The 15,052-nt window shown below is 56.0% G+C and carries 10 protein-coding genes; 6 read left to right on the forward strand and 4 right to left on the reverse strand.

Annotated features, from left to right (window positions below; all coding sequences use genetic code 11):
- Positions 1 to 196: 196 nt before the first annotated feature.
- The 5 genes from CA85_RS13050 (at position 197) to CA85_RS13070 (ending at position 5,849) form a co-directional block, all read left to right on the forward strand.
- Complete coding sequence (locus CA85_RS13050; protein WP_186774922.1) at positions 197 to 907, forward strand: DUF1573 domain-containing protein; 711 nt, start codon at positions 197 to 199, stop codon at positions 905 to 907.
- The gene (locus tag CA85_RS13055; protein ID WP_146391792.1) at positions 891 to 2,684 is read left to right on the forward strand and encodes an ArnT family glycosyltransferase; all 1,794 of its coding nucleotides are present in this window, start codon (positions 891 to 893) and stop codon (positions 2,682 to 2,684) included. The genes CA85_RS13050 and CA85_RS13055 overlap by 17 nt, the downstream gene beginning before the upstream one ends.
- Positions 2,635 to 3,603 (forward strand): DUF1559 domain-containing protein, encoded by a 969-nt coding sequence (locus tag CA85_RS13060; RefSeq protein ID WP_146391793.1) that lies wholly within the window; start codon positions 2,635 to 2,637, stop codon positions 3,601 to 3,603. Before CA85_RS13055 ends, CA85_RS13060 begins: the two co-directional genes overlap by 50 nt.
- Before the next feature lie 129 nt (positions 3,604 to 3,732).
- Positions 3,733 to 5,118, forward strand: coding sequence for a sulfatase (locus tag CA85_RS13065; RefSeq protein ID WP_146391794.1), 1,386 nt, complete (start codon positions 3,733 to 3,735; stop codon positions 5,116 to 5,118).
- A 284-nt stretch (positions 5,119 to 5,402) separates the two neighbouring features.
- Positions 5,403 to 5,849: an HAF repeat-containing PEP-CTERM protein gene (locus tag CA85_RS13070; protein ID WP_146391795.1), complete on the forward strand. Its 447-nt coding sequence runs from the start codon at positions 5,403 to 5,405 to the stop codon at positions 5,847 to 5,849.
- 1,080 nt (positions 5,850 to 6,929) lie between these two features.
- Here CA85_RS13070 and CA85_RS13080 read toward each other — a convergent pair.
- Positions 6,930 to 9,755 (reverse strand): DEAD/DEAH box helicase, encoded by a 2,826-nt coding sequence (locus CA85_RS13080; RefSeq protein WP_146391797.1) that lies wholly within the window; start codon positions 9,753 to 9,755, stop codon positions 6,930 to 6,932.
- Between the two features lie 190 nt (positions 9,756 to 9,945).
- On the opposite strand from CA85_RS13080, the gene CA85_RS13085 reads away from it, so the two are divergent.
- Positions 9,946 to 11,343, forward strand: a complete 1,398-nt coding sequence (locus CA85_RS13085) for a dicarboxylate/amino acid:cation symporter (RefSeq protein ID WP_146391798.1) — start codon at positions 9,946 to 9,948, stop codon at positions 11,341 to 11,343.
- Here CA85_RS13085 and CA85_RS13090 read toward each other — a convergent pair.
- The 3 genes from CA85_RS13090 to CA85_RS13100 form a co-directional block, all read right to left on the reverse strand.
- Complete coding sequence (locus CA85_RS13090) at positions 11,329 to 13,053, reverse strand: SLC5 family protein (RefSeq protein WP_246112765.1); 1,725 nt, start codon at positions 13,051 to 13,053, stop codon at positions 11,329 to 11,331. The two genes, CA85_RS13085 and CA85_RS13090, sit on opposite strands and share 15 nt — an antisense overlap.
- A 149-nt stretch (positions 13,054 to 13,202) precedes the next feature.
- Complete coding sequence (locus tag CA85_RS13095; RefSeq protein WP_146391800.1) at positions 13,203 to 14,426, reverse strand: Gfo/Idh/MocA family protein; 1,224 nt, start codon at positions 14,424 to 14,426, stop codon at positions 13,203 to 13,205.
- A gap of 86 nt (positions 14,427 to 14,512) precedes the next feature.
- A complete protein-coding gene (locus CA85_RS13100) occupies positions 14,513 to 15,001 on the reverse strand; it encodes a carboxypeptidase regulatory-like domain-containing protein (RefSeq protein WP_146391801.1) in 489 nt (162 codons plus the stop codon).
- Between the last annotated feature and the right edge of the window lie 51 nt (positions 15,002 to 15,052).

The following is a 15,052-nucleotide window of genomic DNA, read 5'->3' on the forward strand; positions in this document are numbered from 1 at the left end:
CCTGCCCCGCTCATCGAGGTCATCAACAAGCGCGTTATATTTCGATCGGAGTCCATCGACCAGTGTTGCATCCGGCATTTAACCATTATGCAAATCCGTATGCCGCAGGTCGATGCCAATCAGGTAAATTATTTCCGAACGACGCCTAAGTTTCGCTCGAGGCGGGCTAATAGTAGGTTTGCTCGGAGGCGTATGCGTGGCGGGCTACGCACTGACTCAGAGCAAAGTTTTTCCGAAATCGCAGGCTGTCGCTTCTCCGGCAAAACTAGTGGTTTTTCGGGGGAAGGAGGTTTCGCTTGGATCGATCATTATTGGCTCCGGTGAAAAGCATCAAATCAATTTGGTCAATCAAACCGACCAGGTTGTGCGGATCGACGACATCGTTCCTAGCTGTGGGTGCGTGTTAATTGACCCGCGGCAAATGGTCTTGCAGCCCAACGAAGCTCACAAAGTTGACATCCAAATCACGGCGGCTAACTTGGGAAAAAACACTCACCAGCTGACCGTGAAGTCGGATCAAGCAACGATTGATGAAGCCACTTTAGCCTTCGACGGAGTCAACGGTCCTCGGCTTTTACCTCGAATGTCGCTCGTTGGCGCAATCTCAGCTCAGAAAAATAATCGGCTGGTGCACAAGCTGGAACTGGAAAACGTTGAAGCAAGTCAATTAGAAGTTACTGACGTGGAACTGTTGCAAGACGACGCACCGATCGAGATTGACCTGAGTTCTGCCGAGGAATCCAACTCTCAGGAACCGTTGCAAATCGGTATTGTGCTGAAAGAAAAATCAAAGTTTCGTGGACTCTTCTATTCAAATATTCGTGTGAGCATCAGTGACAACAGCGGCAGAGTGTCGACCCGGATGACTCCGATGCTGGCACAAATTGGAGTTGAGATTGTCGACTAGCGGGACGCTCAATCGGTGGGTCGTGCGAACTTGGCCAGTCGCTTTGATGCTGGTGCTGCTTTCGCTTCAATCTGCCTGTTTGGGATGGCACGCCTATCGTTCTTCACCCGTGCATGACGAATTCGGCCACTTCTATGCTGGACTCGCGTATTGGAAGTACGGTGATGTTCAGCTATTCAATGTCAACCCGCCACTGATTCGCGGACTCGGCACGTTTCCAGCGTCACGCTCGTCCTTAATGAACGATTTGGATCGAACGGACTGGGAGCCTCCCGATCGTCCTGAATTTCTGGCTGGTCGCCGTTTGTTCTTGCAACATCCAAGCGATTTTCAATCGGGACTTTTTCGAGGCCGATTGCTGGTCAGTGTCTTTGCGCTCGTCGGGACGGTGGTTTGTTATCTGTGGGGCCGGGATCTCAGCAACCGCCTCGGAGGTTTATGCGCCGCAACCTTGTGGGCTTTCCAACCTCAGGTTCTGAGCCATGGATCCTTGATCACAAACGATGTTCCCGTCGCCGTGATGATGGTCGCGTCAGCCTATCTATTCACCAAGTGGATTCAGGGCCGAACAGTCATCCACGCCACTGGCTTTGCAGTGGCTTTTGGAGTTGCATTGATTTGCAAGTTCACTGCGTTATTGTTGGTGCCGCTCTTCGCAATGTGGATCCTAATCACCACTCGTGCCAATCAATGGAAAGCGACGCTCTACCAGTCCGGCTTGTGCCTCGCGATCTGCTGGCTGATTGTTTGCCTTCCCTATCGATTCGCCGGCGTCTTACAACCGCTCGGCGAGCATGAGTTTTTTTCGACCACACTTAGCCAGAATGACGAGCCGGTTCCGTCGTTGACGGGAAATCGGTTCCGCGGAACATTCTTGGCGCTTCTGCCCACATTGGTTCCTGCCCAGTATCTTCAGGGGCTGGACCGTCAACAGTATGACTTTGATCGCGGCCTTTCTTCCTATGCTTGGGGCAGCAATCATACGCGAAGCTGGTGGTGGTTTTACCTCTACTCGATGATGGTCAAGCTGCCTTTGGGGACTTGGTTGGCGATTGGCCTGGGACTAGCTGCCACCGTTCGCCGATTTCAACATTTCAACCAATCGATCGCGCTTGCGGCAACCTCAGCCATGTTGATCCTGTTCGTCATTTCGGTGAAATCCGGGATTGGACAACAGGTTCGCTATGTCATCCCGGCCTACCCGTTTCTGTTTGTCTCGGTCGCCAACGCGTTCTCGGATCGCGAGACGATATCGCGGCGAACACATACTCTTTCGAACCTGATGCGTGGTTTGGCAATCTTCGGCTGCTTGTTGTCTGTGTCAGCCTCATTGCGCGTGGCACCGGACTGGATGCCATTTTTCAACCAAGCTGTCGGTGGATCGTCGCAAGGATTCCGCTATCTGTACAACGATGCCACGGACTGGGAGCAGTCACGCTATGATTTGGAGGATTGGTTTCAACAGCATCCTGGTGACAGGCCGGCATTTTTAGTGACCGGTACAGTGGCACGGGATGAATTGGCGCGATCGGACACGACAGCCTCCGTGCAGGTGACTTCTGTTTTGCCAGCGATACCTGATGGCGACTGCTGGCTGATTGTCAGCCAATCATCGTTGAGCCTGAGGAGTGACGAGAAATGGCTGTGGGATCAAACGCCAGTCGATTCGATTCACGGGGCATTTTTAGTTTACAAGGTCAGCGGGCAGCAGTGCCGAGAGAACCTGAATGCCATCCCCGAAATTTGGCGTGTTCCAGAAGAAGATTCTGCACAGTGACTCCAAAGTAAGGTCTTTTGAGATGTCGATGCGAAGGTGTGCCTTTACGCTGATCGAACTTCTGATCGTGATCGCGATTGTCGGTTTGTTGCTGTCGTTAACATTGTCCGCTGTCCAGAGCAGTCGGGAAGCAGCTCGACGCTTGGACTGCTTAAATCGAATGCGACAGCAGATTCTAGCCGTGCAAAATTTCCATGCTTCATTCAGTCTCATCCCTCCCAACGGCGGCCCAGCGTCCGGCAATGACTTGTCTCTGCTAGGTGGACCCGCGATTCAACCATCGACGTTCGAACGCAACGCAAGCGATTTGCTTTTGTGGGGAGTCGGCGACCCGAAGCGAGTCGGCCAGATGCAAACTGGACCTTGGACCTACAGTATTCTCCCACAACTCGAACTGGGAAACCTGTACGATGGAACACGTCCCGTCGCGAACATTCCCATCTACGGGTGCCCGTCCCGTTCCAACCGGACTCCCACAGCCACGGTCAGTGACCTCTATGGTGAGTACGAATCAGGTGGTTTGATCATGGCGAAAACGGATTATGCAGGCAATGAGTGGCTGATGATGGATCGCCCGCATTGGAAGCGATTCCGCGACGTCGAAGACGGCTTGAGCAATACCATCGCAATCGGCGAGAAGGCCTACGATCCCACCGTGCAAACGCCCTCTTCCTGGTACTGGGATGAGCCGGTCTGGATCGGCGGGAGCAACGGGACGGTTCGTCGTGGAAAGCTCATCGTGCCGGACTTGAAAGGTATTCCCTACCGAGACAACTGGGGATCGGCACACATCGCGGGAGCAAACTTTGCGAGGGCTGATGGCAGCACCCGATTCATTGCGTCTTCCATTCAAGTCCGCGTCCTCGGCGCTCTGTTGACTCCAGCAGGCCAAGACGGCATCCAAGGAAGCGAATTCTGAAGGGAGTTGGGTTCGGGGAGGGCTGATCGCGCTGGTTTGGGATCTCCCGTTGCGCAGTCGCGTATCCACTACGATAGAATTCTGTCATCCTAATTGCACACACTCTTATCGTTTCTCAGGACGATCTCCATGCTGTCTCGACTCCAGACTCTCACGATGTTCGTTCCTCTCTTTGGCTGCGTCGCGTTGGCATGCAATGCACACGCGAAGCCGCCGGTAGGAGAGCCCCCCAACATCGTCATGATCTTCGTCGATGACATGGGACCGAACGACCTCGGATGTTACGGCAGTACCTTCCACCGGACGCCGAACATCGACAATTTGTCCGCCCAGGGCATGCGGTTCAATCAGGCCTATGCTGCCTGCACGGTTTGTTCGCCGACTCGGGTGTCTCTTTACACCGGCCAATATCCCGCGCGAACAGGCACTACCAACTGGATCCGGGGCTCAGCAAAACAATTTCCCAACGAGAAGCTCAGCGAACCTCCCAATTGGAACGTCAGCGGCTTGAAGGATGCATGGACCACCCTCCCCGAAGTACTCAAGACCGCAGGCTATACCACGGCATCGTTCGGGAAATGGCATGCCGGTGGTAGCCCTGCGGGCCATGGCTTCGACCAAAGCTATGACGACTGGAATTTCAACCGTGAAAAAAATCAAGATGATCCCAAAGGCGTTTCCCGCCTTACCAACATGGCAACCGACTTTATCCAAGAGCATGCCGAACAACCCGTGTTTGTCGTCATCTCTCATTTCGCAGTCCACACGCCGCTTCGTTTCAATAACGACACTCGCGACGCATATGCAAACCGAGTCGACCAGGACAGCCCCCAAACCAATGCCGATTACGCAGCCATGGTTGACTCCCTGGATCAGAGCGTGGGGCAGCTATTGAATTTCCTCGATCAATCGGGCAAAGCCGACGACACGCTCGTTATCTTGTATGCCGACAATGGCGGATTGGACCTCGAAGTGAAGGGGCGAGCAAAGGGGCCAGCGAACAACGATCCGCTCCGAGGGAGCAAAGGATCCCAGTACGAAGGCGGCCTTCGAGTTCCGCTGATCGTCCGCTGGCCGGGCCGAGTGCCCGCGAACCAGACCAGTGATGTACCGATCATCACACCCGATTTCCTACCCACCTTGGCTGAGATTGCTGGCGTCGATCCAGCGGAGATGCCCGAGAACGTCGATGGCGTCAGCTTCACCTCGGTGCTCGCTGAGAATGGATCGCTAGCCGATCGCCCCTTGTACTGGCACTTCCCCCACTATCACCCTGGAGGTCGCCCCGGCAGCGTGATTCGTACGGGCGATCAGAAACTCATCTATCGCCCTGACGATGGCATCGTTGAACTCTTCGACCTCGCCCAAGATCCTTCCGAAGCCCACGACCTCGCGAAAGAAATGCCCGAGCGAGCCGAGAAGCTCAATGATCAACTGCAAGCTTGGCTGGAGCGAGTGGACGCTCCTCGCACCATCCCCAACCCAAATTACAAGCGAAGAAACGCTCGGTATTGAGTTGACATGATCAAATTGTGCGCTGAATTAGCTGGTGGGCGTTAGCCGGGGCCAGCTAATTGAGTGAGATCGAAAGAGTTCCTCGCGACTGCTCAGTCGGCGACCGACTCGCACCTCGAAGCGATCCCCGCGAAAACAAATCTCCGCACGAACGGTCCGTGGATCCACGGGGGAAAAAAATCCGCTTAAAATTTCCAGACGGGGGTTGCCAAACTCGCCCCCCCTTAGAACCAGTGCCGCACACTCCATTTTAGTATTGGCTCTGGATCTTATTGGGAAATTCGATGAATTTGAAACAGATTTTAAGTTGCTGCCTGCTGGCCATGCTCGCCGCTGCGCCAGTTGACGCGGGATTTATACTTCACCCTCTGGGCACCTTAGGCGGAAGCTACAGCCATGCCTATGGAATCAACGATTCAGGACAAGTCGTTGGGTACAGTAGTACGACCGGCGACATCGCCAGCCATGCGTTTCTATACGATGGCGCCAGCATGCTAGACCTAAACGATCTGATCAATTCCAGTCTTGGCATTACTTTGAACTCTGCGAGAGGAATTACCAGCAGCGGGCAAATCATCGCTCAAGGCACCGGCGGTGCCTACCTGCTAACCCCCGAAGCTGCCTCAGTCCCCGAACCGACATCGCTCGCGATCTTCGGTGTGTTGGGACTGCTCGCATATGGTAACCGACGACGGCGTGCTGCGGCGCAATCGCAGCGCTGCGAAGTCTGATCAACAAAAGCGGCGACCGTTTTGCATTTGTCATTGCAGGCCCGATGGCAGTAGTAGGCTAGAAAAATGATTCGATGCGTTTAGCATCGCGACGAACCCTTCTTCTATCCATAGGGTTTTGCTAGCGAATTCGCTCGACGGAGGTGACTGCACTCAGTCCCGAAAGGGACGGAAGCTCTCTGCCGGGGACGCAAGTCCCCGGACATACCGTAACACGGATCAATAGTCCCGAACGGGACGACAGCGACTCCACAACTGGCGCGCACCTCTCATTTACTGCCGCCACTCACGGGGCTTCGCCAGCTTTTGCATGCTGGACCGGGGACTAACGTCCCCGGCAGAGTGCTGTCGTCGCTTTCGCGACTTCGGATCGGGACTGGCCCATGAGACTACGGGCTGATGCTGGGCTGTTAAATCTGGCTCATCCGACGGAAGCGTGCGCTGGAGGTTTTGGAGGCATGGCTCCAGTATCCAATGATTGATTTATCGGAGGTGATAGTGAACGTTAGACTGGAGCTGCTGGGAGAAACGGAGCCGAGCTCTGCAGAGGTGCTGGCTTGGCAAGGGATATCTCGGTCGCCAGCGTTTCCCTGCAAAAGCGGTACGCCAATGGTGTTGCCGGTCCCTGGCGGACATTGGTTCGTCAGGGACGCATTTTTGTAAGATTATTGGACACTAGAGCCATGCCTAGAAAAACCTGCCCCTGTGCTCCGCGCACGCTTCCATCGGATGAGCCGTAAATCTTCGTTCTTGACACAAGAATCGCTTGCGCAGGTTTTTCTTCGACCTCTCCACCAGCTTTGCTGGGGGAGAGGTCGAACGGAGCCTTTAGCGACGTTCGGGTGAGGGGGCATCGACACAGGGCCAATCACGTTGAAATGGGTGGACGGTCCCCTCCCTCGCGTACGCCTGAACGGCGTCGCTCGACCTCCCCCGCAGCAAAGCTGCTGGAGAGGTAAAATCTAACAACGTCAATGGAATAAAAACACGACGTCAACCCCAATGATTTAACAGCCCAGACTAAGCCTCACTCATAAAATCGACGTCCCTCGCGAATGAAAATGGGTCAAAAAACCCTGCTCAACCCAACAACCGCGCCAGCGTCGATGCCAAGTCTCTCAGCGCGTCATCGCTCGGCAAACTGATTTTCAATTGCGGTCGGCCTTGCTCGTCTCGCTCGATCGATTCGCTCAGTTTGCTCGTTAACGCGTCCACTTTCGCTTGGTCAGGCTCCGCCGCCGTGTTGCCGACCAGTCCACCGGCCAAGGACAGCGCTGCCGATAACAATTGGCCGCCGGCTTGGGCGACTTGCTCACGGCGTTTCTCGCCCGCCAATCGCTCCGCCTCCGCTTCGACGCGGCGTTGTTGGCTTTCGTCCACCGGCGCGGCCAACTTCGGCGGCAAGATGACCTCCAACCGACGCTTGAGATCCTCCATACCGCTCTGCATCGCTACCTCATTGACGTCGCTATCGATATTGATCGATGCGTCCGCCAAGTCTTGCTTTGCCGCCAGCGTGGTTAACAATCCTTCTTCGATCGTTGGGCAGGCGGCATGAGTAGTCACGAACTTATAGATATGGACGGGTTGCTTCTGGCCCATCCGGTAGGCCCGAGCGATGCGTTGTTCAAGAACAGCGGGGTTCCATGGCAAGTCGACGTTGACCACGGTGTTGGCCGATTGCAAGTTCAACCCGGTCGACCCCGCATTGGTCATGCAAATCACCCGGCACTCCGGATCATTTTGGAACCGCGCGACAATCTCCGCTCGCTTTTTCTGGGGCACGTTCCCATCGAGCCGCACGTACTCGCAGCCCATCTCATCCATACGCGATTCAATGCGGCTGAGCATTCGTCGCCACTCGCTAAACAAGACAATTTTGCGACTTGGATCGGCAATCAATTCGGCCATCACCTCGGTGATCCGCTCCAGCTTGCTGCTGTATTCGGCCGCCTCTTGATCACAGAGATACGTGCTGTCGCAGGCCATCCGGGCGAGCAATAGACACTTCTGCATCCGCAGTCTGTCCATTTCTGTCATGAACTTTTTGCCAGCAATTTGGGCCACGATGCGGACCGCATTGTCGTGAATCTCGAGCTGCTCGGCCGTCGCTTCACAGCGGACGACTTGGTCGGTCCGTTCGGGTAACTGCCGGGCGACTTCCGTGCGGGTCCGCCGCAGCAGGATCGGCGACATCGTTTCACGCAGCGTATCCAGATTGCGATAGGCCAGCGTCTTGCCGCGCTCGTCAACGACGTGGTGATTATGAAAAAATCGGTAGGCGGGGCCGAGCAGATCATCATCGACGAAGCGTGCGACCGTGAAGAGTTCGCCGAGGCGATTCTCCAGTGGCGTACCTGAGAGCACGAGCCGGAACGGGCTTTGAAGCTGCCGGATCACGTTGCTGGTCTTGGATTCGTAATTCTTGATCCGCTGGCCTTCGTCCAGGATGATCAGATCCCAGGGAGCGTTCTCAATCGCAGAGAGATCTCGCAACACCTGTTCGTAATTGCAGATCGTGAAGAACGCGTCGCTTTGATACTGCTCACAGCGCTCTTCCCCATTGCCAATCACGATCTGAGTCGAGCGGTCCGAGAACTTGGTAATTTCAGCTCGCCACTGAGCCTTCAGCGAGGCGGGACAAACGACCAAGACGCGGCGGATATCGGCGAGGCGGGATAGTAACTCCGCGATCCCAATGCCTTGGATTGTTTTGCCGAGCCCCATGTCGTCAGCCAAGATCGCGCGGCCTGCGCCGACGGCGAACGCGATCCCATCGAGTTGATAGGGCAGCAATTGAGCGTCGAGTAGCTCAGTCCGCAGCGGATGATTCTCAGCGTCTTGGCGAATTTCATCGCACCGCTGCTTCAAGCGTTGCTGCGTCAGCTTCCGCTGCAGGTAGGCTTCGGCATCGGGGAAAATCGTGACGTCATATCCAGCCGTCTCGAGGGCCTGCACATGCGCCATCACGGCGACGGCGTCGGTGGTGGAGCGTTCAGTGAATTCGCCGACCAACTCGCTTAACTTCTCATCGCCACCTGCCTTGGTGGATTCATGGGGCAGGTAAAACTGCAGTCCTGTTGCCCGGTCGCCCTCGAAATCACCGTATCGCAGTCCGAGCGACAATCGTTTGCGACGGTAGGGCGCCCGCAGTTTCGCCGCAGAAAATCGTTTCGATATCTTGCTCCGCACGTGCACCACATGCTTGCAAGTTCCCAACCGGTTGGTGCGAAAATCCGGACAGGTGCAGTATGAGTCGTCGCCGTCAAGACTCCGCAGCGCCACCCGGTACGTCCGTCCACTGCCGGAGCTGGTAACGACGTAATCCGTCCATGGCTTCTCCGAGTTGATCGACCGGACGGTCATCTTTTCCTCCGAGGCGCGTTTCTCCCGGTCGGCGAGCATGCGGTGCCGCAGTTCCGCTGGCGTTAAGTGCTCCAGCGGCACGCTTTCGTCCGGGGGCATGGCCAGACCGAGAACGCTCTTGGCATCGAGCAAGTACTCGAGCGCCGCGCCCACGTGAACACAGGGCGTGTCGCAGCAATCACAATTCACGGCGAGCTGTTTCTTGCGGTCCGACGAGAGTGTCAACGAGGCGATGGCTACACCGTTGTCAGTATCGGCATCCTCGACGCGGACACGGAACAGATCGCCGCCCAAGAAAACATCACGGTCGGACTGGATCTCGAACGCTTGACCACCGCGTTGGATGAGTTTCGCGCCTTCATCGAGCAGCAGCTTGCAGGCTTGGGAATAGGTCAGCGTCCCGAGCCGTTGATGAAAGCGATTGACTTTGGCTTTGGAACGCTTTGCATTGCCGCTCGTATTCCCTGCCGAATCGGCTGTTCCCCGACCGCCACCCGCTGCCGTCTTCGTCCGTTTCTTCGCTACCGATTGTGTCGCCATCGCTGCTTTCCTTATTCAATCTTATACGAATGATTCTCCCAGACGCCTATTAGATCGGGCCGTCGTCAGCCCAGCAACACGTCTCGACAGGGTATGCTTCCGATACCCATCGCATTGGCCCATAATCGAACTGAGGTAGCTGGACAGGGCAGCCCGCTCCACATTCTCCCGGCAATGAAGGACCCCCACGATGACAGACGACCCCAACGCACCCAAACACAGCAACGCGTTGACGTACTGGATCGCCGGGGCGATCGTCGCCGCGATCGCCCTCGCGTTGTTGTGGCCCAATGTCGCGATGCATTTTGAAATCGGCGGTGAGCTGTTCTTGCGGTCGCTCAAGATGATCGTCGTGCCGCTGGTATTCACCTCGGTGATGTGCGGGATCTTGGGATTGGGGGACGTCCGGCGGCTTGGCAAACCAGGCGCCGCTGCGATCGGTTACTATTTCTGCACCACGGTGCTGGCGGTGTTGGTCGGTCTAGTGGTGGTCAACATCATCCGCCCCGGTGTCGGTACGGTCGATCCAGCCCGCCTGGAGCAGCTCGACAAGGGAGCTGAAGAGCCGAAACACGTGCTGCGGAGAACGTTAGCGGAAGAGAGCGGACTGACCGAAGCGGAGGTCGCCGACGTCTTCGGTGAAATTCCCAGCGCCGCCGATGACGTGCCAAGTACGAGCACGATCTTAAAAAATCTCGCGTTGATGCTGGTCACGGACAACCTATTTCAAGCCGCGGCGGAGACGGAGTTGCTACCGATCATCGTGTTCACGATCTGTTTCGGTGCCTTGCTGACGACAATGCCAAGGCGAACCCGTACGCTCACGACGCTGGTGAGTGAAGCCAATGATGCACTCCTCGCATTCGTCATGATCTTGATGAAGATCTCGCCCCTGGGTATTTTCTGTTTGGTCACCGCTCGCTTCGGCCAGGCGCAAGCGGAAGGAAAGTTTCTGCAGGAAATTCAACAGATCGGTTGGTACTTTGCCACCGTCTTGATCGGCCTGGCGATTCATGCGTTCATCGTCTTGCCCTTGATCTTTTGGATCGTCCGCCGCGAGAACCCCTACCGCTATGCTGTCGCGATGAGCCAAGCATTGTTGACGGCATTCTCGACCGCGAGTTCTTCAGCAACACTGCCGGTGACGCTCGAGTGCGCCAAGTCCGCAGGCATCTCGAAACGGTCCTCTGACTTCGTGATCCCGCTCGGGGCCACGATCAACATGGATGGCACGGCGCTCTATGAGGCCGCCGCCGCGATCTTCATCGCCCAAGTCATTGGGATGGATTTGACCCTATCGCAACAGGCCATCGTGGCCGTGACCGCGACGTTGGCGGCGATCGGCGCCGCCGGTATCCCGGAAGCCGGACTCGTAACGATGCTGATCGTGCTCAGCGCCGTCGGGTTGCCGTTGGAGTACATCGGGTTGATCCTCTCGGTCGATTGGTTGCTCGACCGATTCCGTACCGCCGTGAATGTCTTCGGCGATAGCGTGGGCGCGGCGGTCGTGGCCGTCACGATTCCTGAGGATGGGGCATCCGGCCAGTCGGCCGATCCGCAGGTTCAGGTGAGCTCAACCGCTGGGTAAAACGAAACCGGAGAATATTATAAACAACGCTAAAATCGTGATGATGAACAATCCCCACCACGTCACAACACTGGAGTACCAATGGTCGCCGAGGTCGCTGAAAATATTCATTTTGCGCCAGTTGAAAGTGAGTTGATCGGTCACCTGCTCAGCCCGTGGCGGAGGCGTCAGCAAACTCACACCGCTGCATACTGCCAAACAGAAGAACCAGTTGATCGATGCCTGATTGGCGTAGGGCACCAGCCACGCGGGAGGGGTGGCGGCAAAGTTCAAAACCAACTTGATTGCGATGCCCAAACCGAATCCAGAGATGACCGTTACCAGCGCACCGGTACCGTTGATCCGCCGCCAGAGGATGCCAAGAACAAAAACTGCGGCAAATGGAGGTGCAAAAAACGCATAAAGCGATTGAATATACTCGAACAAACTGCCGCCAAGCCTGCCAACGAATCCGCCCAGCACGATGGAGATCGCCAGGATGACGACCGATGAGATCACGCCCACTGTGACGAGATCCCGATCCGACGCCTGGGGGCGAAACATCCGCTTGTAGATGTCGAGCGTGACGATGGTCGAGGTCGAGTTGAGCACCGAGTTTACGGTAGACTGGATCGCACCAAAGAGCGCCGCTAGCAGCAAGCCGCGCAGACCCACTGGCACCAGCGACTGGATCAGTTGCACGTAGCCCTTGTCGGCTTCAGGCTTCACCTGATCCCACGGCCCCAGCAAAATTTCAGGATGCAGCGCGAACAATATCATCCCTGGCACCACTGTGATCAGTGGCATAATCACCTTGATCCAACCTGCGAACACAATCCCCATCCGGGCATCATATTCACTCCTTGCACCAAGCACACGCTGGATCATGAACTGATTCAGCACGTTGTACCAAACGCCCACCGAGAGGATGAAAGGTAAGAGACTGATTGCTGGAACGATCGGATGAGTTGCACCTTGAAAGAGAGACATGCGATCGTATGAACCGGCGTCCCCGCCAGCAAGATGATGTGCGTTGACCGCGACAGCCTCCGCCCACTGCCCATGCGTCGCTTGATTCCGCTCGATCATGATGCGAAATCCATCGATCAAAGATCCGCCGTCACCCGCCAGCGCGTCCAAGCCAAGAATCGTGACAGTCAGGCCTCCCACGATCATGACCGCCACTGTCAATAGATCGGTCCACGCGACGCTCGATAAGCCCCCATAGATCGCCCAGATGCCCGATACGATTCCCAGTGCGATGACAGCGAACCAGGGATCCCAACCGAACAAGCTTGACAACGCCAGCGCACCGCCGTAAAGCACCGCCGCCAAGAATGCCACCACGTTGCTGATCACCGTGACGACGGCAAAGATCTGACGCAGCGCGGAGTTGAACCGGAGTTCCAGATACTCCGGCGTTGTGAAAACTTTGGCTGACAACAGAAAGGGTATAAAAAACCAAATCAAGAGAGAGAATGTAATCATATTGCCCCACTCCAGCATGGAGATGGAGATGCCGAACACGACCGCCGAACCGATCATGCCAATAAAATGATCGCTGCTGATGTTCGATGCAATAAACGATCCACCGACGACGTACCACGGGAGTTTCTTTCCGGCTAGAAAATACTCGGTGCTACTGGCCTGTTCGCCGCGTCCGGCCCAATATCCAACGATCGATAATATCGCAAAAAAGGCGCCGATTGCCAGATAGTCAAGTGGTGCCAACGCAAACGATTCAACTCCCATGCTTCCCTTTCATTCATTACAGCGGACGTCGTCGCGACTTTCCCGTTGCCAAGTGACCGAAGCTCTTGGCGAGTTCCGCTCCCTCAACAACTCACTCGATGTGTCCCGAGACGCTCTCACAGCAAGCTTCACATCACGTACTGAGGAATTTTCAATAGTTCCCCGTCCCGAAAAGCCGATTGATGGGCGACGATCCCCGCCACCGTCATGTTCAGGGACTGGGCCACGTCCACCCAAGGCTTGCGATCGCGGAGGATGGCGTCCACAAATTCGCTTGTGAGAAGGCCGTGTGACCCGCCGTGCCCGCCACCGGCAACGCCAGGTGGTAGCGGTGGGCGGTCGGTTTTGGCTTGACCCTTGCCGGTCTGCTGTCCGTAAACCCGGCCCTGCTCGCCATGCGCCGACGGCATGTCCCAGCAGACCGCCATCCGCGACATCCCACCTTCGCTGGTACGAAACAAAGCGATTTCAGATCCAAACGGGTTTTTGTAGTCGTTGTTGGCCGCCTGCAAATGCGGAATGATGCTGTGGTTGCCCATGCAAGAAACCTCTGTAAAGCTCCCGCCAGTGACACCGATGTAGTAGGCGTTGGAATGGGTTGGATAGTATTGCGGCGGCAGCCCCTTGCGCCATCCGTTGCTGTCTACCTGCTTTGTCTTGGGGTTGTACCCGCCAAGAAGCTTTCCGAAGTAGTGATAGTATTCACCCTCAGAGTAAACCAACTCACCGAACTGGCCCGCCTGGTACTGTTGGTACATCGCGTACAAATCGGGACGAAAATAGGACGTCTCAAACATCATGTACTTCTGACCGCTCTTCTTGACCGCTTCAAACAATCGGTCGGCATCTTCGAGCGATCCGAAGACCGCGGGTACTGCTGACGCCACGTGCTTACCATGCTCTAGCCCCAGGATAGCCAACCTCGCATGGCTGGGCGCATCCGTCGCGATGAACACGGCCTCAATGCGATCGTCCAAGATCATCTTCTCAAACGACGGGTAAGTCGTTTCACAGCCGCACACCTTCGCCAACTCAGCGCACTGTGAGGGGATGAGATCCGTGACCGCGACGACCTCGACGTTGGGGTGATTCTGGAAACCGAACTGCGCTCCAAAACGACACAACCCGTAGCCAGCAATGCCCACGCGAATCTTGCGATCCGAGAATGGCTGCCAGCTCTGCGATGCATTCGGGTCGGCGTGGCTGTTCTCAAAGCCCGCGATCACCTGACCACTGGCGTCTTTCGGTACTGAGCCAGTCTCTTGAGCCGATGCCGTGATGCCTGCACCAAGTGCCGAGGTGCCCAAGCCGACTGCTTGTATGAACTGACGTCGTGAAGAGAATTTGCTCATGAGTAGGTTTCCTTAGAGAGAACTAATATCTTCGATAGCATAACGCAACGCTTTTTTGCAGATGAATAAAATTACGACAGTCGATCCTATAGCTTCGGAAGCTCCTTCTTAATGGCCGGTCCCACGTCAATCGTTTCTTCCGCGGGCACACCTTCGGCGACCGTGACTTCTGCCGCCGTGGTCTTCGATGAACTGAATTGAGGGTCGACAAGACGGAACAATGCTGCTGGTGGAGCCCCGGCAGGATCGTTTGCTGCTGCGACCGGCCCGTCACTACTGATCTTGTCCACGGTTACCTTGTATGTCCCCGCCGGCGCTCCGTCATACTTTCCAAGTGTCATGATGTTGACGACGCCCATGGCGTCGGTGGATCCGCCGCTGGCCCAAGTATTCGAAGCATCTTCCGGCATGAGCTGAACGCTAGCACCTTCCAGCGGCGTGCCACCCTGCACAATCGTTACTTTGACCGGCTGCAAGCTTGGCATGCCAACGGGGAGTTCTTCTCCCGAACAGCCCGCAAAAAACGCCGCCCCTAGTCCGATGACGAGAAACCTGGAAATGGATAGTGATTTCATCTTTGCATTTCGTTGTTAAGGAGGATTATGTATGAACGCAGGATAGCGATC

Source organism: Allorhodopirellula solitaria, from assembly GCF_007859855.1.
GTDB classification, from domain to species: domain Bacteria; phylum Planctomycetota; class Planctomycetia; order Pirellulales; family Pirellulaceae; genus Rhodopirellula; species Rhodopirellula solitaria.